Origin of the sequence: Pseudoalteromonas sp. APC 3224, assembly GCF_030407535.1 — a bacterium.
Lineage (GTDB): Bacteria > Pseudomonadota > Gammaproteobacteria > Enterobacterales > Alteromonadaceae > Pseudoalteromonas.
This window is the reverse complement of the sequence record NZ_JASDDF010000007.1, coordinates 1-22,034: the sequence shown is the minus strand read 5'-3', so window position 1 is coordinate 22,034 and position 22,034 is coordinate 1. Positions and strand designations below refer to the sequence as shown.

General features: G+C 40.6%; 21 protein-coding genes and 1 other annotated feature. Of the genes, 14 read left to right on the top strand and 7 right to left on the bottom strand.

Annotated features, from left to right (window positions below; all coding sequences use genetic code 11):
• The first annotated feature begins 1 nt into the window (after window position 1).
• Window positions 2–421, top strand: coding sequence for a type IV pilin protein (locus tag QL989_RS05015; RefSeq protein ID WP_290168743.1), 420 nt, complete (start codon window positions 2–4; stop codon window positions 419–421).
• Window positions 422–427: 6 nt separating this feature from the next.
• Here the strand turns inward: QL989_RS05015 and QL989_RS05010 are convergent, their stop codons facing one another.
• Window positions 428–961, bottom strand: coding sequence for a GspH/FimT family pseudopilin (locus QL989_RS05010; RefSeq protein WP_290168740.1), 534 nt, complete (start codon window positions 959–961; stop codon window positions 428–430).
• Window positions 962–1,045: 84 nt separating this feature from the next.
• Window positions 1,046–1,579, bottom strand: a complete 534-nt coding sequence (locus tag QL989_RS05005) for a GspH/FimT family pseudopilin (protein WP_290168738.1) — start codon at window positions 1,577–1,579, stop codon at window positions 1,046–1,048.
• Window positions 1,580–1,737: 158 nt separating this feature from the next.
• Between QL989_RS05005 and QL989_RS05000 the strand changes: the two genes are divergently transcribed.
• Window positions 1,738–2,076, top strand: a complete 339-nt coding sequence (locus QL989_RS05000; RefSeq protein WP_008114445.1) for a P-II family nitrogen regulator — start codon at window positions 1,738–1,740, stop codon at window positions 2,074–2,076.
• A gap of 59 nt (window positions 2,077–2,135) precedes the next feature.
• Here the strand turns inward: QL989_RS05000 and QL989_RS04995 are convergent, their stop codons facing one another.
• Complete coding sequence (locus QL989_RS04995) at window positions 2,136–2,900, bottom strand: outer membrane protein assembly factor BamD (protein WP_010391290.1); 765 nt, start codon at window positions 2,898–2,900, stop codon at window positions 2,136–2,138.
• A 141-nt stretch (window positions 2,901–3,041) separates the two neighbouring features.
• Here QL989_RS04995 and rluD point away from each other — a divergent pair, with 141 nt between their 5' ends.
• The 3 genes from rluD to clpB all read left to right on the top strand — a co-directional run bounded on the left by rluD (window position 3,042) and on the right by clpB (window position 7,426).
• Window positions 3,042–4,019, top strand: a complete 978-nt coding sequence (rluD, locus tag QL989_RS04990) for a 23S rRNA pseudouridine(1911/1915/1917) synthase RluD (RefSeq protein WP_010391291.1) — start codon at window positions 3,042–3,044, stop codon at window positions 4,017–4,019.
• Window positions 4,020–4,021: 2 nt separating this feature from the next.
• Entirely contained in the window at window positions 4,022–4,753 is a 732-nt protein-coding gene (pgeF, locus tag QL989_RS04985; RefSeq protein WP_290168733.1) for a peptidoglycan editing factor PgeF, read from the top strand.
• A gap of 96 nt (window positions 4,754–4,849) precedes the next feature.
• Window positions 4,850–7,426, top strand: a complete 2,577-nt coding sequence (clpB, locus tag QL989_RS04980) for an ATP-dependent chaperone ClpB (RefSeq protein WP_290168731.1) — start codon at window positions 4,850–4,852, stop codon at window positions 7,424–7,426.
• A 63-nt stretch (window positions 7,427–7,489) separates the two neighbouring features.
• Here clpB and QL989_RS04975 read toward each other — a convergent pair whose 3' ends face one another.
• Window positions 7,490–9,037: a PAS domain-containing methyl-accepting chemotaxis protein gene (locus QL989_RS04975; protein ID WP_290168727.1), complete on the bottom strand. Its 1,548-nt coding sequence runs from the start codon at window positions 9,035–9,037 to the stop codon at window positions 7,490–7,492.
• A gap of 427 nt (window positions 9,038–9,464) precedes the next feature.
• On the opposite strand from QL989_RS04975, the gene gshA reads away from it, so the two are divergent.
• Together gshA and QL989_RS04960 are read left to right on the top strand one after the other, a co-directional pair.
• On the top strand, window positions 9,465–11,042 hold the full coding sequence (gene gshA, locus QL989_RS04970; protein ID WP_290168726.1) for a glutamate--cysteine ligase: 1,578 nt from the start codon (window positions 9,465–9,467) through the stop codon (window positions 11,040–11,042).
• A 436-nt stretch (window positions 11,043–11,478) separates the two neighbouring features.
• Complete coding sequence (locus QL989_RS04960) at window positions 11,479–12,087, top strand: hypothetical protein (protein WP_010391298.1); 609 nt, start codon at window positions 11,479–11,481, stop codon at window positions 12,085–12,087.
• A 56-nt stretch (window positions 12,088–12,143) separates the two neighbouring features.
• Here QL989_RS04960 and QL989_RS04955 read toward each other — a convergent pair whose 3' ends face one another.
• Window positions 12,144–13,412, bottom strand: coding sequence for a CNNM domain-containing protein (locus QL989_RS04955; RefSeq protein WP_013464491.1), 1,269 nt, complete (start codon window positions 13,410–13,412; stop codon window positions 12,144–12,146).
• 61 nt (window positions 13,413–13,473) lie between these two features.
• Window positions 13,474–14,280, bottom strand: a complete 807-nt coding sequence (ccsA, locus tag QL989_RS04950; protein ID WP_138606286.1) for a cytochrome c biogenesis protein CcsA — start codon at window positions 14,278–14,280, stop codon at window positions 13,474–13,476.
• A 223-nt stretch (window positions 14,281–14,503) separates the two neighbouring features.
• Between ccsA and ffh the strand changes: the two genes are divergently transcribed.
• The 7 genes from ffh (at window position 14,504) to tyrA (ending at window position 20,588) form a co-directional block, all read left to right on the top strand.
• Complete coding sequence (ffh, locus tag QL989_RS04945; protein ID WP_010391303.1) at window positions 14,504–15,883, top strand: signal recognition particle protein; 1,380 nt, start codon at window positions 14,504–14,506, stop codon at window positions 15,881–15,883.
• Between the two features lie 261 nt (window positions 15,884–16,144).
• Window positions 16,145–16,393 (top strand): 30S ribosomal protein S16, encoded by a 249-nt coding sequence (rpsP, locus tag QL989_RS04940; protein WP_006792801.1) that lies wholly within the window; start codon window positions 16,145–16,147, stop codon window positions 16,391–16,393.
• Window positions 16,394–16,410: 17 nt separating this feature from the next.
• Window positions 16,411–16,947, top strand: a complete 537-nt coding sequence (gene rimM / locus QL989_RS04935) for a ribosome maturation factor RimM (protein WP_058403461.1) — start codon at window positions 16,411–16,413, stop codon at window positions 16,945–16,947.
• Entirely contained in the window at window positions 16,947–17,714 is a 768-nt protein-coding gene (gene trmD / locus QL989_RS04930; protein WP_058551019.1) for a tRNA (guanosine(37)-N1)-methyltransferase TrmD, read from the top strand. The genes rimM and trmD overlap by 1 nt, the downstream gene beginning before the upstream one ends.
• Window positions 17,715–17,747: 33 nt before the next feature.
• Window positions 17,748–18,107, top strand: a complete 360-nt coding sequence (gene rplS / locus QL989_RS04925; protein WP_008132530.1) for a 50S ribosomal protein L19 — start codon at window positions 17,748–17,750, stop codon at window positions 18,105–18,107.
• 161 nt (window positions 18,108–18,268) lie between these two features.
• Window positions 18,269–19,138: an MYG1 family protein gene (locus tag QL989_RS04920; RefSeq protein ID WP_290168709.1), complete on the top strand. Its 870-nt coding sequence runs from the start codon at window positions 18,269–18,271 to the stop codon at window positions 19,136–19,138.
• A gap of 316 nt (window positions 19,139–19,454) precedes the next feature.
• Window positions 19,455–20,588 carry a bifunctional chorismate mutase/prephenate dehydrogenase gene (gene tyrA / locus QL989_RS04915; RefSeq protein WP_178955544.1) on the top strand — a complete coding sequence of 378 codons (1,134 nt, stop codon included), beginning with the start codon at window positions 19,455–19,457 and terminating at the stop codon, window positions 20,586–20,588.
• A 52-nt stretch (window positions 20,589–20,640) separates the two neighbouring features.
• Here tyrA and QL989_RS04910 read toward each other — a convergent pair whose 3' ends face one another.
• Window positions 20,641–21,798: a chorismate mutase gene (locus QL989_RS04910; RefSeq protein ID WP_290168705.1), complete on the bottom strand. Its 1,158-nt coding sequence runs from the start codon at window positions 21,796–21,798 to the stop codon at window positions 20,641–20,643.
• A 43-nt stretch (window positions 21,799–21,841) separates the two neighbouring features.
• Window positions 21,842–21,957, bottom strand: a sequence feature (Phe leader region).
• Window positions 21,958–22,034 lie beyond the last annotated feature (77 nt).

The following is a 22,034-nucleotide window of genomic DNA, read 5'->3' as shown; positions in this document are numbered from 1 at the left end:
AATGGTTGCCAAGCACACTGGGTTTACTTTAATTGAGCTGATGATAGCCGTGGCAATTGTGGGTATTTTAGCCGCTATTGCCGTGCCTAATTACAGTGAATATGTAAAACGCGCATCACGTGCAGAAGCGGCATCTGCACTTTTAGATGCCGCAAACAAGCAAGAGCAGTACTTTGTGGATAACCGAGCATACTCAACTTCGTTTAGCGACTTAGGTATTCAAAGTAAAACTGAAAACGGTCATTTTAAGCTAACAATTAATGTGGTTAATAGCAATGAATTTACAATCACTGCGAAGCCCATTGATGGTGCCGTGAAAGGGGATGCTGATTGCACGTCATTAACCATTAATGACGTTGGCTTAAAAGGAGCAACGGGTAGTAAAGGCGATACCGACATCAACTATTGCTGGGGTAAATAACGTTAGTTATTTTTGGCATTTGTTGGTAGATTTTATTCGTATTCGCCCAGTTTGACTTATTGACAGAGCAAGCCCCTCAAGGCTTGCTTTTTCGTTATTTGGGCAATAGATAAAAGTACCATTTTGAAAACCATTTAGTGTACCATCTGGCCTAAATGTAATGGCATCTCGTGGGTATGTTAACGTATCGGCTTCATTTGTGTGCTCAAATGTACTGATCAGTTGCTCGTCATCGCCAAGCGACGTTGACTTGTCGTTATCAACAAACATAGCGAGCTGGTTATGCCAGTCGTCTAATGTACATTTATTACTTTTTAATGCGCACAAAGTAACGTAGCTGTTTTTTTCTATAGCGTATAGACGAGCATAATTGATATTTTTATGTAATAAGCTAACTTGATTGTTCACGCGGTTGAGCGCTAAAAAGTTGGGTAAATAAGACAAGGAAATTTGACCTACAATGGCAACAATCGCGAGGCTAACTAGCAGCTCTATTAATGTTGTACCATGGTGGGTAGAAAAGTATAAAGGTAACTTCATCCCTGAAGCCTCAATCTAAACATGTTTCTTACAAGTTTAGTAAAAACTTAAATTATGGCAAGTGTTGTTCAATTTATAATCACCCTATTTACTATTACCTAAATAAAAAGCGGTGCCTGATTGGGAAAGTGTGAGTGCCTTGCTATTATTTTGATTACCATTAGGTGAAAAAACAAAGTTACCTGGCGCAGTAGTAATGCGGCCACTGGTATTAAAGCGGATTTGGCTACCCCCAGAAAATATCACTTTGTCGTTGGGGTTGGTTTTTTCCATGACTCTTATTAAACTATCACCACTGTCATATTGCCCATTATTATTACCATCGACAAAGGTGACGACAACATTATCGCTAGCCCACTCAGTGGTGCACTTAAAATTGGCAGCTGAACCTTTCACATCAGCATAAGGTGCTGGACAAATAATAACTATCTCATCGGTACTAGCCGCTTGTGAGCGTGCAAAACTAATATTACGTTTTAGTTCTAATAAAAAATTTTCACCTCGATTTTCTTCCAGCATATCGCTACTGTTCCACAACGCAATAGTGGCTATAATGCCAACAATGGCCACGGTGACCATTAACTCTAATAAGGTAAATCCACGGTGCTTAGTTTTCATATAAATCTCATTAACTCGGTGATGTTTTAGTATAGTTATTTTTATTAAAATAATCATACCATGATTATTTTTCACCGGTGCTATTCAATCTCTTTGTTTGCTATGAACCTCATGATTGTCTAAAATCGAGGCAACTGAAGCTTTCAAAAGTAATTACTATGAAAAAAATAGAAGCAATCATTAAACCGTTTAAGCTCGATGATGTGCGCGAAGCACTTTCTGATGTTGGTATTACGGGTATGACAGTAAGTGAAGTAAAAGGGTTTGGGCGTCAAAAAGGCCACACTGAGCTATACCGTGGTGCAGAGTATATGGTTGATTTTTTACCTAAGGTAAAGCTGGACATTGTGCTTGGTGATGAAGATGTAGAACGTGCTATTGATGTGATTGTTAAAACCGCACAAACAGGTAAAATTGGTGATGGTAAAATATTTGTCACTGAGGTAGAGCGTGTTGTTCGTATTCGTACCGCAGAAGAAGATGAAGACGCAATATAATCGTTGTCTTTAGTATAAGAAAGGCGCTACTTTAATTTAAAAGTAGCGCCTTTTTTGTGTTATTTATTTCTACTGTTAAATTTGCGTGTTTGCGCTGCATTATCACTTAATTCAGTTAACCCAAGCTTATCGTAGCTTTTTTCCATCATGGCTAATGCTGCATCAAGGTAGCTACTTTGTGAGTAGTGCTCTACCACATACTTGCCGCGATTCGCAGCTGCTAAATAGGCTTCACGTTCATAATAGTAAGTTGCAACCTTCAGCTCATAACGAGCCATACGGTTTAATAACCAAACTAAACGACGTTTTGCCTCCGGCGCATAGTCACTTTCTGGAAAACGTTTAACTAAGGTTGATAGGTCGGTATAAGCAACACGGGTGCGTTTAGCATCTCTGTCTGCTCTATCTACACCAAAGTATTCTTGGAAAGCATTTTTATCAGCTTTAATATTAACCAAGCCACGCATGTAATACATGTAATCTAAATCTTTGTGGTTTGGGTTTAAGCGAATGAAGCGGTCAATTGTCGCCAGTGCTTGCTCTGTATTACCTGATTGGTAATGTGCATACACTAAATCCATTTGTACTTGCTTTGAAAACGGGCCAAACGGGTAGCGAGAATCAATTGCCGTTAACAACTCAATTGCACGTGCGTATAAACCAGAATCAAGCGTTTGTTTTGCATCTTCGTATAGTGCTTGTGCTGATCTGTTTGGTACTCGTTGAATATCTTCTTGGTCAGGCGCAGACGAACAAGCTCCTAAACTAAGCACTGAAACTGAAAAAACAATGGCGAATGCACGTTTCCCTATTTTATTTATCATTTTATTTGTTACCTTCGATGTCTTCGGCTAGGCCAAGTGGGTAAAACCGAGTAAACTATGCGTATTATGTTATGCTTTTATTAAAAGCGATTCTAACCCAGTCAAGCAAAGCTTGCACTGGTAAATTGGGTAAAGTTACTAATGTCAGAGCAAATATCTCTCCAAGCCGAGGTCCCAACAGACTTAGGTGGTAAACGTCTAGACCAAGTATTAGCACAATTGTTCCCTGATTATTCACGATCACGGATAAAAACGTGGATTTTAGATGATAAAATCACCGTTGATGGCGAAATTTTCAACACCCCGCGTGAAAAATTACTCGGTGGTGAAGTTGTGGCTGTTGAAACAACAATAGAAGCACCTCGTGAATACGAAGCACAAGATATCAAATTAAACATCGTTTATGAAGACGATGATATTTTAGTTATCAATAAACCAATGGGATTAGTGGTTCATCCGGGCGCAGGCAATCCTGACGGTACGGTGTTAAATGCGTTACTTCATCATTTTCCAGACATTATCAACGTGCCACGCGCGGGTATAGTGCATCGTCTTGATAAAGACACCACAGGTTTAATGGTTGTCGCGAAAACGATTCAGGCACAAACTCACCTGGTGAAAGCCTTACAAAAGCGCGAAAATTTCACACGTGAATATGAAGCGTTATGTAATGGTACTATGACTGCCGGTGGTATGGTTGAAAAAGCGATTGGCCGCCATCCAACTCAGCGTACGCATATGGCAGTTCATGAAATGGGTAAACCAGCGATTACGCATTACCGTGTGGCAGAAAAGTTCCGTGCTCATACTCGTTTGCGTTTACGCCTTGAAACCGGACGTACGCACCAAATTCGCGTGCATATGGCGTACTTAAACCACCCATTAATTGGCGATCAATCTTATGGCGGTCGTCCTCGTCCACCAAAAGGAGCAACGCCTGAGCTGTTTGAGTTACTGCGTAGCTTTAAGCGCCAAGCGCTTCACGCCGTAAAATTAAGTATTGCGCATCCAATCACCGGTGAAATGATGACCTGGCAAGCACCTATCCCTGATGATATGGTCCAGATGACTCAAGCACTGCGTGAAGATACAAAAGCAAATCCAGACATAGCTAGTTAATTATGTCTGGCTTATCAGCTACATGGCAATCTATTCAGGGTGTAGGCACATTGAGTACTACACGGGATGGAGGCGTATCAAAGCCTCCATTTGATAGCTTGAATTTAGGATTGCATGTAGGTGATAACAGCCAAGATGTATTAACCAATCGAGCGCATGTAAATAGTTACATACCTAATCCTGCTGTTTGGTTAAATCAGGTTCATAGCGCTGATGTAATTAGAGTGGATGAAGGGTTTGATTTTAACCAAACTCTGACGGGGGATGCGCTTTACACGCAATTATATAATCAACCTTTAGCTATAATGACCGCTGACTGTTTACCTATTTTACTTACCTCAAGCGATGGCCAGGAAGTGGCTGCAATTCACGCCGGTTGGCGAGGGTTAGCGCAAGGAATCATTAATAATACAGTTAGCTATTTTAAACATGCACCAACGAACTTACATGCTTGGTTAGGTCCTGCAATAGGGGCTAACCAATTTGAAGTAGGCCAAGAGGTCGTTGCAACATTTACAGCCAACAATTCAGCTTTGCATGATGCGTTTAAACCTCAAAATAACGATAAATATTTAGCTGATATTTATTACATAGCGCGTATTTTGCTAAACCAACGGGGTGTTGTGAATATTAGTGGTGGTGAATACTGCACGTTCTCTCAAAAAAATCAGTTTTTTTCTTATCGACGTGACGGCCAAACCGGTCGTATGGCAAGTTTGATCTGGCGCAAGTAAATTACTATTAAGTGATTATTTTTCCCTCAATACCTTGAACAAATCCGCTAACATACCCATTTATAAAGTAATTCGTTTTTTTATAGGTAAACCCCCATGCGTTTAGATAGATTTACAAGTAAATTTCAGTCTGCGCTTTCAGATGCGCAATCATTAGCGCTAGGTCGCGATCATCAATTTATTGAACCCGTTCACCTTATGTATGCTTTATTAAAGCAAAGTGGTTCAAGTGTGCGTGCCTTATTTGCACAAATGGGCATTAGTATTGACGAGCTCAATACCAAACTATCTCAAGAGATAGAAAAGTTATTTAAAGTGGAAGGTGTTGGTGGCGATGTGCAATTGTCAAACAACATGGTTTCACTTATTAATCTGTGTGACAAGTATGCCCAAAAACGCAAAGATAAATATATCTCAAGCGAACTGTTTGTTTTAGTTGCATGTGAAGATAAAGGGCCGCTTGGTAGTGTATTTAAAGCACTTAATATCACTGCTAACAAAGTTGAAACTGCCATAGAAGCAATTCGCGGTGGTCAAAAAGTTGATGATCCTAATGCTGAAGAAACTCGTCAAGCACTTGAAAAGTACACTATTGATTTAACTGAGCGGGCGGAGCAAGGTAAGCTTGACCCTGTAATCGGCCGTGATGATGAAATTCGTCGCACCATCCAAGTATTACAACGTCGCACCAAAAATAACCCTGTGTTAATTGGTGAGCCTGGGGTGGGTAAAACCGCGATTGCCGAAGGGCTTGCGCAACGTATTATTAATGGAGAAGTACCAGAGGGCCTAAAAAACAAGCGCGTACTCTCGCTTGATTTGGGTGCATTAGTTGCGGGGGCCAAATACCGAGGTGAATTTGAAGAGCGTTTAAAATCAGTTTTAAATGAATTGGCCAAAGAAGAAGGCCAAGTGATTTTGTTTATTGATGAAATTCATACCATTGTTGGCGCAGGTAAAAGTGATGGCGCTATGGATGCGGGTAACATGTTAAAACCTGCACTAGCACGTGGTGAACTTCATTGCGTAGGTGCAACGACCTTAGATGAATATCGTAAATACATTGAAAAAGATGCTGCACTTGAGCGCCGTTTCCAAAAAGTATTAATTGAAGAGCCATCGGTTGAAGATACTATCGCTATATTACGTGGTCTAAAAGAGCGTTACGAATTACATCACTCAGTGGAAATCACCGATCCGGCAATTGTTGCTGCAGCGCAGTTATCACATCGCTATATTAGTGATCGCCAATTACCTGATAAAGCAATTGATTTAATTGACGAAGCGGGCTCTTCTATTCGACTGCAAATTGATTCAAAACCTGAAGCCTTAGATAAGTTAGAGCGTCGTATCATTCAGTTAAAAATTGAAGATAACGCCTTGGCTAAAGAAAAAGACGAGGCGAGTCAAAAGCGCCGTGCAGAAATGGTTGAGCTGATCACTGAGCTTGAGGTGCAATACCGTGAACTCGATGAAGTATGGAATGCCGAAAAAGCGTCTTTGCAAGGTACGCAAGTCATTAAAGCTGAGCTTGAACAGGCACGACTTGATTTAGAAGTGGCACGCAGAGCAAGCGATTTACAGCGCATGTCAGAACTGCAATATGGCCGTATACCCGAGCTTGAGCGTAAGCTTGATTTAGCATCGCAAGCCGAAATGCAAGAAATGAGCTTACTTAAAAACCAAGTGGGCGAAGATGAAATAGCTGAGATTTTATCACGTTGGACTGGTATTCCGGTGGCACGTATGCTTCAAGGTGAGCGTGAAAAGCTATTGCAAATGGAAACGCAATTACATAATAAAGTGATAGGGCAAGATGAAGCGGTAGTTGCGGTGGCTAATGCCATCCGTCGTTCGCGTGCAGGGCTTGCTGATCCGAATCGTCCTATTGGCTCATTTTTATTCTTAGGACCAACAGGGGTGGGTAAAACAGAGCTAACGAAAGCATTGGCTGGCTATATGTTTGACACCGAAAGTGCCATGGTACGCATTGATATGTCTGAGTTTATGGAAAAACACTCAGTGGCGCGTTTAGTTGGTGCTCCTCCTGGTTATGTAGGTTACGAAGAAGGGGGCTACTTAACGGAAGCCGTTCGTCGTAAGCCGTATTCGGTTATCTTGCTTGATGAAATAGAAAAAGCGCATCCAGATGTGTTTAATATTTTATTACAAGTTCTTGATGATGGTCGTTTAACGGATGGCCAAGGGCGTACGGTTGATTTTAAAAATACGGTTATCATTATGACCTCTAACTTAGGTTCAGACATTATCCAAGAGCAATCGGGAAGTAATGACTATGACGAGCTTAAAGCAAAGGTAATGGGTGTACTGCATAATGAGTTCAGGCCTGAATTTATTAACCGTATTGATGAAACAGTAGTGTTCCACTCACTTGCACATAGTCATATTAAAGAAATCGCAGACATACAGTTAAGTAAATTGCGTGAACGATTAACTGAGATGGGCTATTTACTTGAATTGACGGATGCTGCGCTTGAGCGGATTGCTGCCAGTGGTTTTGATCCGGTTTATGGCGCTCGCCCACTTAAGCGTGCAATACAACAAACCATTGAAAATCCGTTAGCACAAAAGCTGCTTAATAATGATTTTCAACCAGGCTGCATCATTGTTATTGATGCAAGTAGTGAGGGCTTAGAGTTTACTAGCCGATAATCTGAGCACAGTAAAAAGCCGCTGAAAACAGCGGCTTTTTTGTTTTTGATTCAAGTGGGTGGATTAAACTTTAAAGGTAAGCAGTAAATCATTTACTTTTCGTGAGCCTTCGACCAATTCAGCAGCGCCATGCGCTACGCTATAACTGAGCTGTAAATTGTCATCCCCCAAGCCTTTAATTTTTTCAACATTGCAGCCAATATCTCGACTTACCACTTGTTGTTGCTCTGCGGCGGCTGAGATGTCGGTAGCAAGTTGTGAAATTTCACTAATTTGAATGAAAATACTATCTAGCTCTTGTTGTGTTTGCCCTGTGGTGTTAACACAGTCATCGGCTTGTTGTTTTGTGCTCTGCATGATTTTAGACCAGCTAAACAAAGTATCTTGAATCTCTTTAATGGAGCTGTGAATTTGAGCTGTGGCGTTTTGAGTACGTGAGGACAATGCGCGTACTTCATCAGCCACCACCGCAAAACCTCGACCATGCTCACCAGCACGGGCAGCTTCAATCGCGGCGTTCAGTGCTAACAAATTAGTTTGCTCTGCAATACCTTCTATTTCACTCATTACCTGACCAATTTTATCAGCTTCAGAGGCCAGCCCTGTGGCTGTGGTTGCCGCTTGCTCAACTTGCATGGCTAAGTCAGATACCATCTTGCTGTTATCGGCAATATGACTTTTTATATCAGAGCAGCTTTGATAGGTGATCCCCACTTTATCTGCGGTATTATTGGTATTATTAGAAATTTCACCAATAGTGGTGCTCATTTGTGACATTGCAGTGGCTATTTGCTCAAGCTGAGTTCCCTGAGAGGAAATTCCTTGTTCGGTCAGCGTAGATTGCTGATCTAAGTCTTGGGCAATGGTATTAAAACTCAAGGTTGAGTCTTTAATACGACCGAGTACCGTTTTTAACTTGGCGCAAAGCATTTGCTCTCGGTAATCACTAATACTGTGAGGGTGTGAACCACTGAATACATAACGAGACACCGAATCTGCCTGGCTTTTTTGCTGCTTTAGAGTTGCAGGTGTTGCTATTAGCTCATCATAATTTAAAGCTAAAATGATAATACACACCACCAAGTTAACCGCTGCAATCGTGATTGATCCCCATATAGCGACACTAGCTAACCAAACTAAAACACCGGCTATGCTCAAGCTCTGTCTGAGTGAGGTGTGCTCACGCCAGCTAAATAGTGACTTATTAGCGTTAATTTTGGCATACAGCTTCTGCGCTCTGCGTTTTGCATGTTGCGAGAGTTTTACACGCACAGACTGATAACCAATCAATTGGCCATGTTCAAAAATAGGTGTTACAAATGCATCAACCCAATAGTAACGGCCATCTTTACATAAGTTTTTTACAGCACCACGCCAAGAATGCCCTTGCTTTAAGGTGTCCCACATCTCTTTAAATGCCGCTTTAGGCATATCAGGATGGCGAACGATATTGTGGTTTTTATTAATGAGTTCATCCATTTCATAGCCAGCAATACTGCAAAATTCATGATTGGCATAGGTAATAACACCTCGAAGATCGGTCGTTGAAACTAACTCTTGATGTTCTTCAAAAGTGACCTCTTCATCTATCAAGCTTTGATTACGACGCATAGTAATCCTTTATCATTCTTTATTGGGGTGTCTATTGTAATTACTAAAACTAATGTACGTTAGTGATAAGTTTTAAATAGCAGTAGTAAGGCATTTTTTTTAATGTTTTTATGATCTTTATCAATTTTAAGAGTAATTGATTTTTTTGGTTATGCCAAACTTTTAGCAAGTGATTCACCCTTTCGTACGGGGAGAAATAATGCCTTGAGGTTGCGATGTATTGTGGCAAATAATATGTAAAAGAAATTGTATATTGCTGGTGGCAATGGCAAGATTATCTTTTATGGCGTGAAACAAAGCGTGTTTAAAATTCATTAAAAGCTATATCTAATAAATTCATATAGTTTTTTCTTCATTTAATCTTGAGTAAAGGTAATTAGACCCCATAACCTTATGATTAAGCCACTTGGCTCGAGGAAACTTTTTTTTGGCAACTTATAATTTAAAGAACACGCTCAACGCGCTATCTAATGCAGATAATCAGCATGCTATTAAAGGTATTATGCGCGGTATTGAGAGAGAATCATTAAGAATTAAACCCGATGGTTCTATTTCTAAACAAGCTCACCCAAAAGGGGTTGGCTGCGCGCTTACCAACGGACATATCACGACTGACTTTTCTGAGTCTTTACTTGAGTTTATTACGCCTGTTAGCGAGTCATCAACGCAAACGTTACAACAGCTGAAAGATTTACAAAAGTTCACCCTAGAACATATGGGCGATGAACTACTGTGGCCAATTAGTATGCCGTGTTTTATAAATCATCAAGACGATATTGTATTAGCACAATTTGGCGATTCTAACGTTGGTAAAATGAAAACCTTATACCGCGAAGGTTTAAAGAACCGCTATGGTAGTATGATGCAAGCGATTGCTGGGGTGCACTTTAATATTTCTTTTCCAGAAACGTTATGGCAGTCACTACATTCACAAAAGCAAAGCAGTGCGAAGCTTGAAGACTTTATATCTGATGGGTACTTAGCATTAATTCGCAATTTTAAACGCGAGTTGTGGTTAATTAGTTATATGTTTGGTGCGTCACCGGCATTGTGTAGTTCATTTTTGCAAGGGCGTAAAAGTGATTTACCGTTTAAAAAGCTAGGTAAAGGTACTTTATACTTAGAAGTGGGCACGGCGCTACGATTAGGCAACTTAGGTTATACTAACAGTGCACAGTCATCATTACGCGTTATGTATAACTCATTAGATGAGTATGTAGCAGGGCTTAAAAAAGCCATAAATACGCCTTCAGATATTTATGGCAGTATTGACGACTATACTAGTGCAGAGCCAAAGCAATTAAATAAAAATATTCTACAAATAGAGAATGAGTTTTACTCGCCAATTCGCCCTAAGCGTAATGCTAAAAATGGTGAAACACCCACTGATGCATTACTAAGAGCGGGTATAGAATATATTGAAATTCGTGCATTGGATGTTAACCCATTTAGTGAAGTAGGCATTGATTTAGAGCAAATACACTTCTTAGATGTATTTTTAACCTATTGCTTATTAAAAGACTCAGCGACTATGGACTGGGAAGAGCAAGCGCGAAGCACTGAAAATCTTGATACAGTAGTAAACCAAGGCCGTGAAAAAGGCCTAATGCTTAATTTTAATAATGAGCAGCGCAGTCTTGAATCATGGGGTGATGAAATATTTAATCAGCTCGTTGATGTTGCTAAGTGGATGGATAGCGCGTACGGGGTTGATTATTACTCAAACACTATTAAGCGCATGGCAACGTGGGTGCATAATCCTACATTAACTTATTCAGGGCGTTATGTTGAGCAATTAAAAGCATCAGGGCTAGATAATGGTCATTATGCACTCTCACTTGCTCAAAAGTATAAACAAAGCCATGATATAGCCAGTTATACTGAATTCTCAAAGTCGTGGTTAGAGCAACAAGCGACAGAGTCTTACCAAGCTCAAAAAGCAATTGAGCAAGCCGATAATCAATCATTTACTGCATTTTTAGATACATATTTCAGGGTCAGTTGACCTTTGCGGATTACAATTTGTTCAAACTAGGAGCGGTTTAATCGCGGCGCGAGGTTTGTAACCTAGTGGGCTCGATAACTGCTCCTGCGTTATTCTACTGGCTTACATCCATGTAAGAATAAGTAAAAACCGAGCAACAAAGAGCAAATCGCTCCTAGGCAGAACCCGAAGGGCAGCGCCTGTTTGGCATTGATGCTGCGTTATCGCCTATTTATGGGGAATAACCACACCACATAGGCTCTGCCTTGCCTAAATACCAAACAGACTGCTGCAAATTCAACCTTGAAAGGTCAACAGACCCAAGTAAGTCGTAGGCAAAAAAAACGCAGCTCATAGTAGCTGCGTAAATATTCTTTAGGGATGAAACAATGCTGTACTGCTGCATTCATAGATTCAGACCCACGCTTTTTTAAAAAGTTCAGTGAGATCTTAAAAAATGAAAAAAAATATTATTACTTTATCTCTAGTGCTTACTTTAGTTGGTTGTGCCACTGCACCACCAAAGCAACCAGAAGATATTTGTAAAATCTTTGAAGAGAAATCTGACTGGTATTTTGATGCTAAAGACGCGCAAGACAAGTGGGGCTCTCCCAAACACGTATTAATGAGCATGATGTATCAAGAAAGCTCTTTTCGTCATGATGCTGCACCTCCTATGGAATACTTTTTATGGATAATACCAACTGGACGCGCAAGTGATGCTTATGGTTATTCTCAAGCTAAAACGCCAACTTGGTCTGATTATATTCGTGAAACAGGTAATAGTGGTGCTGATAGAGATGAATTTGAAGATGCGATCGATTTTATGGCGTGGTTTGTTTATAAAACCCATAAAGTTAATGGTGTTTCTAAATGGGATGCCTACGCACAGTATTTAAACTATCACGAAGGGTGGGGCGGTTATAAGCGAGGCACTTATCGTAAGAAAAAATGGTTAATGAGCGTTGCCAATAAAGTAAAACACCGTGCGAGCCGTTATGGAGCGCAGCTAAGACGCTGTGAGGATGATTTAGACAAAGGTTGGTTAGAGCGTTTATTCTTTTAACTAATCTAAGCCCAGATTAATTAAAAAAGGAGCCATTTGGCTCCTTTTTTGTTAGTTTATTTTTTACGTTTATTGGGCTGAATTTTAACTTGTTTAATCATGTTTTCTTTCACTTCAAGTACCTCAACCGGATAACCTGCAATACGAATGCTTAAGTTAGCATCAGGGATGTCTTCTAAGTACTCAACAATGAGGCCACTTAGCGTTTTAGGGCCATCTAATGGGAATTCCCAACCCATTTCTTTATTTAAGTCGCGCACGTTAGCACCACCATCAACAATATAAGAGCCATCATTTTGTGTGGTTACTTCTTCACTCGGTGTACGAGTTTGAGTAGTGGTGAAATCGCCCACAACCTCTTCAAGAATATCTTCTAGAGTAACTAAGCCTTGGATATCGCCATATTCATCAACAACAATACCAATTCGTTCTTTTGATAATTGGAACTTCAGTAGTTGGGTGTTAAGCGACGTTCCCTCAGGAATAAAGTAAATTTCACGTACAGCGCGCAGTAGCGAAGGTTTATCGAATTGCTCTTTAGTAAGAAGACGCAATGCATCACGAGAGTGAATAAATCCCACTGCATCATCTATATTGTCGCGATATAAAAGTACGCGAGTATGTTGAGCATGAGTCAGCTGTTTACTAATTATTTTCCAGTCATCGTTGATATCAATCGCCACAATTTCATTGCGGGGTATCATAATATCTTCAACGGTAACCTGTTCTAAATCTAAAATTGAGGTCAGCATACTTTGATGGCGCGCCGGGATCAAAGCCCCTGATTCATTAAGCACGGTTTTTAATTCTTCTTTACTCATGCTGTGCTCATCTATTTGTGCAGCACTAATACCAAATAAGCGTAATATGCCGTTGGTCATCCAGTTAACAACAACCACAAACGGGAAGAGTATTTTTAACAAACCTTTGAGTATCACAGAGCTGGGAAAAGCGACTCGCTCAGGATAGAGGGCAGCCAATGTTTTTGGCGTTACTTCAGCGAAAATTAGTACAACAAGTGTTAATGCACCTGTCGCTATCGCAATACCTAAATCGCCATACAAGCGTATACCAATAATGGTGGCTACCTGAGCTGCAGCAATATTAACCAGGTTATTACCAATGAGTATCAGACCTATCAACCTATCTGGTCGACTCAGTAATTTACTAACGCGTTTCGCAGCACGATGGTTCTCTTTAGCGAGGTGTCGCAAACGAATACGGTTGATTGACATGATTCCGGTTTCTGACCCGGAGAAGTAAGCAGAAAAAAGCACCAATAAACCTAATATGATAAACAGGGTACTTGTCGATATGTCGTCCAACGATGGATCCTTTTTTTATAAACCAATGCGTATTAAGCTAGAGTGAGCTTTCAGAGTCAAGTTAAAACTTATTCAGGACCACTTCTTGTATAAAACGGCTACCAAAATAAGCGAGTGTGAGTGTAAAAGCAGCGATCATTATACTTACTACCACTACTTTTCCTCGCCAACCACGTTTTACATGGCCAACCGCAATTGTAGTGAAAATGGCCCAAGCAACTAAGGATAGGATTGTTTTGTGAATAAACTCTTTGGCAAACATGCCATCTAGAAATACAAATCCGGTAATAAGCGCCACACTTAATAATACGGTGCCTAAGTTTAATAACTGGTAAAGTTGGCGCTCCACTACCATTAGCGGCGGTAAGTGACTGTGAACTATCGCTAGGTCTTTTCGTTTTAAGCGCTTATCAATAAAGTAAAACTGTACGCCATACAAAGTTGCAATAATTAAAATGCAGTAGGCTAATAATGACAGTGATATATGCGCAACTAGCGCCAGCTCTACATTAATACTTTGTAATAGAACATGATGAGGGATAAATAAGCTAGAAATTGTTAATAGCGCAGCAAAACCATAAACTACAGGTAGTAGCAAGGTCGCGGGAAACTTCAAAGAAACGGTAGTAACACACAGCACGATAATCCAGCAAGTCAGCAATGCCACATTAACAATGCTTAAATCTTGTCCATCAGCTCTAAATACCGAATTTACTAAAAGCAGCATGTGCGCCAAAATAGCGACCGTACTGAGTATAATAGTAACTTTTTGGCTCGGGCCCTGATGATGAAACAACCGCGAAAGCACGTGAGACGTTGCTAACACATAAAATAAACTGGCAATAATAGTTAAACTAATAATCAGCATTTTGCTTTGGCCACTTAATTGAAGTCAAATAATTCGTGTTCGTTATGTGGCCATTGTATTTTATAGCAAAGCAAATGCATAGACCCTGTAAAAAGAAACTCAATAAGCAGCATTTCAGCACTGTATTGTATGCCACCATTTACGGTATACTATTTCTAATTGAATTTTAATAACATCGACCCTATTAATAGAGTTGATTTCAACGTCTTTTCGGAACCGTTACATGTTTGAGAACCTCCAAGAACGATTAGGTAAAACCCTAAAAAATATTAGTGGCCGTGGCCGCCTAACTGAAGACAATATTAAAGATACACTTCGTGAAGTACGAATGGCATTTTTAGAAGCCGATGTGGCGTTGCCTGTTGTTCGCGAGTTTGTAAAACAAGTTAAAGAACGCGCAGTGGGTATTGAAGTTACTAAAAGCTTAAGCCCAGGCCAAGTATTTATAAAAATTGTTCGTGAAGAACTTGAAAAAGCAATGGGCGAAGCCAACGAAGAGCTAAGCCTTAACGCACAGCCGCCAGCTGTTGTGATGATGGCGGGTCTTCAAGGTGCTGGTAAAACAACCAGTGTGGGTAAACTCGCTAAGTTTTTAAAAGAGCGCAAGAAAAAATCTGTGCTGGTAGTGAGTGCCGATGTATACCGCCCTGCGGCAATTAAGCAGTTAGAAACATTAGCGACAGAAGTAGATGTAGAGTTTTTCCCAAGTGACATTTCACAAAAGCCAGTTGATATAGCACAAGCTGCTATTTCTCACGCGAAAAAGAAATTTATTGATGTGGTATTAGTCGATACTGCAGGTCGCTTGCATGTTGATAATGACATGATGGATGAAATCAAAGCGCTTCATGGTGCAATTAACCCAATCGAGACTTTATTCGTTGTTGATGCAATGACAGGTCAAGATGCTGCAAACACCGCGAAGGCGTTTGACGAAGCGTTGCCTTTAACCGGTGTGATTTTAACTAAAACAGACGGTGATGCCCGTGGTGGTGCTGCGTTATCTATTCGTCATATTACCGGCAAGCCTATTAAGTTTATGGGTGTTGGTGAGCGTACTGATGCACTTGAACCTTTCCACCCTGATCGTATCGCCTCACGTATTTTAGGCATGGGTGATGTACTTTCATTAATCGAAGAAGTCGAGATGAAAGTAGACAAAGAGCAGGCAGAAAAAGTAGCGAAAAAAGTATTTAAAGGTGATGGTTTTACACTGGATGATTTTGCTGATCAATTAAAGCAGATGAAAAATATGGGCGGCATGATGTCGATGCTTGATAAACTGCCAGGCATGCAAAACATCCCAGACGCAGTAAAAGGCCAAATGGGTGATAAAACCTTTATTCAAATGGAAGCGATTATTAGCTCTATGACGAAAAAAGAGCGTGCACGCCCTGAAATCATTAAAGGTTCGCGTAAAAAGCGCATTGCAGCTGGGTCGGGTACTCAAGTACAAGAGATCAATAAGCTGCTTAAGCAGTTTACCCAAATGCAAAAAATGATGAAAAAAATGAAAGGTAAAGGTGGCATGCAAAAAATGATGCGTGGCATGAAAGGGATGTTACCACCGGGAATGATGGGTGGCGGTGGTCCGAAATTTTAAGAATTTAAGCTTTAACATCTCCAATATGAGACAAAAAGTAATCAATAAAGAGGCAAAGTGCCTCTTTATTGTTGAATAAACTATGCACAGAATAGCTTGTTCACATACTTTTTCTTCTTGGATCACGGTTTAATCTACTAAACTGCCTTTTTGCATCACTTCTTACTTGCATTGTTGCTAAAAACTCGTACAATTCACCGGCTCCCCATACTGGGGAGTAAATCTTATTAATGAAAACAGTCAATCTATTTAGAGGACGGTATGGTAACTATTCGTTTGCAACGTGGTGGCGCTAAAAAACGCCCTTTCTATCAAATTGTGGTTGCGGATAGCCGTTTCTCGCGTGACGGTCGCTTCATCGAGAAAGTTGGTTTCTTTAACCCAATCGCTTCGGGTCAGGAAGAAAAACTTCGCTTAGATTTATCTCGTGTAGATCACTGGGTAGGTCAGGGCGCAGGTCTTTCAGATCGTGTAGCTAAATTAGTTAAAGACGCTCGTAAAGCGGCTTAATAGGCGTAAGTGTAACCATGAGTCAAGAGAACACCTCATCAATAATTGTCGTAGGAAAGCTCGGCGCCCCTTATGGTATAAAGGGCTGGCTTAAGGTACATTCATTTACTGATGATCCCGCAGGGATCTTCGATTTCAGCCCGTGGTTGATAGGGCAACAAGGTAAATGGCAGTCCTTAGAAGTGGTCGACTGGCGTCGCCACAACAAAGGCTTTATCGCTAAATTTGCGCAAGTAAACGACAGAGACGAAGCAATGGCTTATACCCATGCAGAAATCTCAATGGATGCAACGCAATTACCAGAACTCCCGCAAGGTGAGTTTTATTGGCGAGATCTCATTGGCATGTCGGTTATGACTGATAAAGGTTATAACTTAGGCATTGTTGATGACTTGATGGAGACAGGCTCAAATGACGTACTGGTTGTTAAAGCAAACAGTAAAGATGCATTTGGTCAATCGGAGCGTTTAATTCCTTTTTTAACTGACTCAGTTATAAAAGAGGTTAAATACGACGTGAAAGAAATTACCGTAGACTGGGATCCTGGGTTTTAATGACTCAAACTAGTTCATTATGGGTAGGGGTGATAAGCCTTTTTCCGGACATGTTTGATGCTATTACCCAACAAGGGGTTACTGGTCGCGCAGTAAAAAATGGATTAATCGATTTTAACTGCTGGAACCCACGAGACTACGCTTTAGACAAGCATAGAACCGTAGATGATCGTCCTTACGGGGGCGGACCCGGTATGTTAATGATGGTTAAACCATTAGAAAAAGCCATCCTTGATGCTAAAAAAGCGGCAGGCGATGGTGCTAAAGTAATTTATATGTCCCCACAAGGGCGCAAACTTGATCAGCAAGGAGCTAGCGAATTAGCTAACTCTGAAAAACTGATTTTGATTGCCGGTCGATATGAAGGTGTAGATGAGAGAATAATAGAGTCATACGTTGACGAAGAATGGTCAATTGGTGATTTTATTTTGAGTGGTGGTGAACTACCAGCCATGACACTAATTGATGCAGTAGCGCGATTAGTGCCAGGCGTGTTAGGACACAATCAATCAGCAGAGCAAGACTCATTTTCGGATGGCTTGCTAGATTGTCCTCACTATACACGACCAGAAACATTGGACGACAAACAGGTTCCTGCTGTATTACTCAGTGGTAATCACCAAGCGATAGCAAAATGGCGGCTTAAGCAGTCATTAGGCAGAACTTGGTTACGACGTCCTGACTTGTTGCATAACCTAGCTCTGACTGAGGAGCAAGCGGTATTACTCGCAGAATTTCAGCAAGAGTACCAAAAAGCTTGTGGCTAGAAGACAGTTACACCTAGGAAAGTGAGAAACATAATGGCAAAAGTAAACCAAAATATTATTAAAGCGCTTGAAGAAGAGCAGCTTAAAACAGACGTACCTGCATTTGGCCCTGGTGATACAGTGGTTGTACAGGTAAAAGTAAAAGAAGGTGCTAAAGAGCGTCTACAGGCCTTTGAAGGTGTTGTAATCGCTAAGCGTAATCGTGGTCTTCACTCAGCATTCACAGTTCGTAAAATCTCGAACGGTGAAGGTGTTGAGCGTGTATTCCAAACGCATAGCCCTCTTATCGATAGCGTAACAGTTAAGCGTCGCGGTGCAGTTCGTCGTGCTAAGCTTTACTATCTACGTGAGCGTTCTGGTAAATCTGCACGTATTAGAGAAAAACTTAACTAATACGCGCTGTTTATCAACGCAAAAAAACGGGTTGCAACCTTTGGGTTGCAACCCGTTTTGGTTTTAATGCTATTGCGATTTTTTAGCGCTATATTTAAAAACCAATACACATCTTCAAATCACAATATCTTCTTACTTCTTGCAAAAAATGATGTACAAAAATGAATGATAAAACGATAGTTACACACAACGGCAATTTTCACGCAGATGATGTTTTTAGTATCGCTGCGCTTAAAATTATTTTCCCTTCTTTTACCCTGATCCGCACACGCGATAATGCGATTATTAATGACGCCGATGTGGTTATTGATGTTGGCGGTCAATATGACCCACAAACTGACCGATTTGATCACCATCAGCGCGGTGGTGCTGGCGCTCGTGAAAATGGTATTCCTTTTTCATCATTTGGTTTGGTGTGGAAAAAGTATGGTTTAGCAATATGTGATGATAACCAAGATGTGGCTAATGCGGTGGATGCAGGGCTCGTGTCAACTATTGATGCCATTGATTGTGGCCATGTTGAAGGGGTTGCTACAGGCATTAGCTTAAGCCAAGCAATTTCTATGTTTAACCCAACTTGGGAAGAGGAAAGTAATTTTGATGCTGCTTTTGATCAAGCGGTTGAATTTGCACACACTTTACTGATTCGTTTTGTAGCTTCTGCCCGAGGTGGTTTAAATGCTAAAAAGATTGTTGCTCAAGCAATAAAACAAGCTGATGATCCTCGATTAATCGTGTTAGAGCGCTATACTCCGTGGAAAAAAACCGTACATAGTTTATCTGATGAGGCATTATTTGTTGTCTACCCATCTCATTCTGGCAAGTGGATAGTGCAAACGGTGCCTGCAGAATTAGGCTCTTTTGAAGACAGAAAGTCATTACCTTCACCATGGGCAGGATTATCAGATGAAGAATTTCAAGCGGTAACCGGTATCGATGATGCTATGTTTTGTCACAATGGCTTATTTATCGCTGGCGCAGAATCATTCGACAGTGTTATGTCGCTTGCGGCTATGGCATTAGAATACTAATAGTTCTCCTTAACCGCTCGCCGGTTACTTAATAAAAGTGGCTTTAGCCACTTTTTAAGATTCTCTACTTAACCTGAACCTACGTAAATTCAATGTAGTTAGCGCTAAAATAGCTGCTTGAGATAGATTTATTATCTAGCGTTTAGGTTACTTACTACCGTTTCCACCTTGGTTTTAGTTGAACAACTGATAGTGATCTTTTCAATAATTTGCCTTTTAACCCCTAACGTATCCTGTTAGTATTTATCGTATTGATTAGTTTACTTTTTTGTAATTATTAATTTACGATTTTGCTTTTTTGGGATGGAATGAGAACGTGGCAGAGATAAGTGATTTAGCGCAGCTAAGAACAGACATAGATGAATGTGATGCGCAACTGGTTGCCTTACTTGCAAAACGCAATGGCATTACTCAACAAATAGGCGCAATAAAACAACAAACTGGCGCGCCATTACATGCACCCGATAGAGAAGCCAATTTATTAGCTGCGCGACGCCAAGAGGCTATTAATCAAGGTGTAAATCCTGATTTAGTTGAAGACATTCTCAGACGCATGATGCGTGAAGCTTATCAAAATCAACAAGCCAAATTAGCTTGTGCCGATCCACGATTATCGCCAATTGTTATTGTTGGCGGTGAAGGGGCCATGGGGCAGTTATTTGCAAAACAATTTCAGCGCTCGGGATACGAAGTCAAAATTTTAGATAAAGCGCAGCAATCGCAGGCAGTCGATATTCTAAAAGGTGCAAAACTGGTGATGATCAGTGTACCAATAAATGCCCTTGAAACAGTTGTTAATGCACTACCGAAACTTGATGATGATTGTTTGCTGGTTGATATTACATCAGTTAAACAAGCCCCATTAACGGTACTTAAAAAAGTACATAGCGGACCTGTTGTTGGCTTACATCCCATGTTTGGCCCTGATATTTCTCATTGGGTGAAACAAACTGTGGTGGTATGCGAAGGGCGCAGTCATGAGGTGGCGCAAGGGTTATTAAAGCAGCTACAAATATGGGGTTGTCAGTTAGTTGAGCTAGATGCTAAAAAGCATGATGAAGCAATGCAAATTATTCAGGTTATGCGCCATTTAACGACCTTTGTGTACGGTCAGTTTTTAGCAAAACAGGGGCATACACTTGCCGAGTTAAGAAGTTGCTCATCACCTATTTATCAATTAGAGCTAATGATGGTTGGCCGTTTATTTGCGCAATCGCCAGAGCTATACACCGATATTATGTTAGCACAATTTGACAATGTCGAAAGCTTATTAGCGCAGTATCAGTCGCTGTTTTCAGAGACGCTTGAAAAGCTAAAAGCAGGAGATAAGCCCGCATTAATTGATGCATTTGCAGATGCAAAGTCTTACTTCTCAGATTCAACGGCGCATTTTTTAACCCAAAGCCGTAGTTTATTAAATAAAGCGAATGATGCGAAAGTACTCGATTAAAAAGAATAGCTCCGTGAAAAGAAAAGGGCCGCTAGGCCCTTTTAAAATTCGATTAGTTTTCAACACTAACAGCTTGTAAAGACTCGCTTTGGTAACAACCAAGTACACGAACATATTGAGTGTGCTGTTTGAGCTCTTCTAATGCATGCTTCACTTGGTTATCGATTAAGTTAGCCTCCAAGTCTACATAAAACACTTCTTCCCACGGATTGCCAGGAGTGGGCCGAGACTCTAGTTTCACTAAATTAATATTATGCTGTTTAAAAATCATTAACGCATCGGCAAGCGATCCGGCTTGTTGTTTGGTTGACATAATTAAACTGGTTTTAGTAGGTATTTGAGTTGATACTTGCAGTGGTTTGCGTGCAACAACAATGAAGCGGCTATGATTTTCTTTTTGATTGGCAAGATTCGCCTTGATCACTTCAAGACCTACATTTTTACCAGCTTGCGCTGAGCCGATAGCTGCACTGTTTGGTGTGTCGAGAGCTGACTTTAATGCACTTGAGGTCGAATCACAGGTTTCATGTTGAAGTTCACCAAGACCCTGTAAAAAACGGCTACACTGGGCAAAGGGTTGTGGGTGTGCAAATACCTTAGTTAATTGGCTTAACTCAGTTCCTGGGGCTGCTAATAAGCAATGCTCAACGCTATGAGTAACTTCACCGACAATAGAGACTTGTGCATGCTGCAGTAAATCAAATACTTCATTAATACTACCCGAACTGGTATTTTCAATTGGCAGTAAGCCAAAGTCGGCTTGACCTTTTTCTACTTTACCGGTGATTTCTTCAAATGAGGTACAACCAATTTCAACTAATTTACCCGGACGACGGCTAAAATATTTATGGCACGCAAGTTGGCTATAAGAGCCTTGGCCGCCTAAATATGTTACGCGATGAGTTTCACTGAGTGCGTCAGGGTTTAAATTCTTTTGAAGCATGGCTTGTTGATGTAATACGGAGTCTTCTAATATTGTTTGAAAAACATTGTTAACGTAGTAAGCGTCAAGTCCTAACGATTTGCCATAGCCAATAAGTTTTTCGAGTAAAGCCAGTTCACGTGCCTCATCACGGATGGGTTTATTATTTGCTATTTTATATTCAACTACGCCATGGCTAATGCGGCGTCGCTTTGCTAGTAAAACAAGTAAATCGGAGTCGATTTCATTTATATCGTGCCTGAGAGTATCAAGTACATCGTTGCTCATTTGGTTTTCCTCATTCCAAAAATATCACTGATTTTGCAGTGAAAATAAAAAAGCCTCCCAGTTGGGAGGCTTTACTATTCGATTGATTTTATCTCACAAACAGGGAAGCCTCTTCTATATAAAGAAGCTAAAAAAAGAAAAAAAAGTGTGTGAGTAATTTATATTCATACCCTTAATGTATGAAGTGTCACTCCCAATGTCAACAAGCACTTACCTGATGTGGATTTTTTACCTAA

Bases quoted from the DNA above. Each gene is read 5' to 3' on its own strand.
- QL989_RS05015 (WP_290168743.1), top strand. From the start codon at position 2: ATGGTTGCCAAGCACACTGGGTTTACTTTAATTGAGCTGATGATAGCC.
- QL989_RS05010 (WP_290168740.1), bottom strand. From the start codon at position 961: ATGAAGTTACCTTTATACTTTTCTACCCACCATGGTACAACATTAATA.
- QL989_RS05005 (WP_290168738.1), bottom strand. From the start codon at position 1,579: ATGAAAACTAAGCACCGTGGATTTACCTTATTAGAGTTAATGGTCACC.
- QL989_RS05000 (WP_008114445.1), top strand. From the start codon at position 1,738: ATGAAAAAAATAGAAGCAATCATTAAACCGTTTAAGCTCGATGATGTG.
- QL989_RS04995 (WP_010391290.1), bottom strand. From the start codon at position 2,900: ATGATAAATAAAATAGGGAAACGTGCATTCGCCATTGTTTTTTCAGTT.
- rluD (WP_010391291.1), top strand. From the start codon at position 3,042: ATGTCAGAGCAAATATCTCTCCAAGCCGAGGTCCCAACAGACTTAGGT.
- pgeF (WP_290168733.1), top strand. From the start codon at position 4,022: ATGTCTGGCTTATCAGCTACATGGCAATCTATTCAGGGTGTAGGCACA.
- clpB (WP_290168731.1), top strand. From the start codon at position 4,850: ATGCGTTTAGATAGATTTACAAGTAAATTTCAGTCTGCGCTTTCAGAT.
- QL989_RS04975 (WP_290168727.1), bottom strand. From the start codon at position 9,037: ATGCGTCGTAATCAAAGCTTGATAGATGAAGAGGTCACTTTTGAAGAA.
- QL989_RS04960 (WP_010391298.1), top strand. From the start codon at position 11,479: ATGAAAAAAAATATTATTACTTTATCTCTAGTGCTTACTTTAGTTGGT.
- ccsA (WP_138606286.1), bottom strand. From the start codon at position 14,280: ATGCTGATTATTAGTTTAACTATTATTGCCAGTTTATTTTATGTGTTA.
- ffh (WP_010391303.1), top strand. From the start codon at position 14,504: ATGTTTGAGAACCTCCAAGAACGATTAGGTAAAACCCTAAAAAATATT.
- rpsP (WP_006792801.1), top strand. From the start codon at position 16,145: ATGGTAACTATTCGTTTGCAACGTGGTGGCGCTAAAAAACGCCCTTTC.
- rimM (WP_058403461.1), top strand. From the start codon at position 16,411: ATGAGTCAAGAGAACACCTCATCAATAATTGTCGTAGGAAAGCTCGGC.
- trmD (WP_058551019.1), top strand. From the start codon at position 16,947: ATGACTCAAACTAGTTCATTATGGGTAGGGGTGATAAGCCTTTTTCCG.
- rplS (WP_008132530.1), top strand. From the start codon at position 17,748: ATGGCAAAAGTAAACCAAAATATTATTAAAGCGCTTGAAGAAGAGCAG.
- QL989_RS04920 (WP_290168709.1), top strand. From the start codon at position 18,269: ATGAATGATAAAACGATAGTTACACACAACGGCAATTTTCACGCAGAT.
- QL989_RS04910 (WP_290168705.1), bottom strand. From the start codon at position 21,798: ATGAGCAACGATGTACTTGATACTCTCAGGCACGATATAAATGAAATC.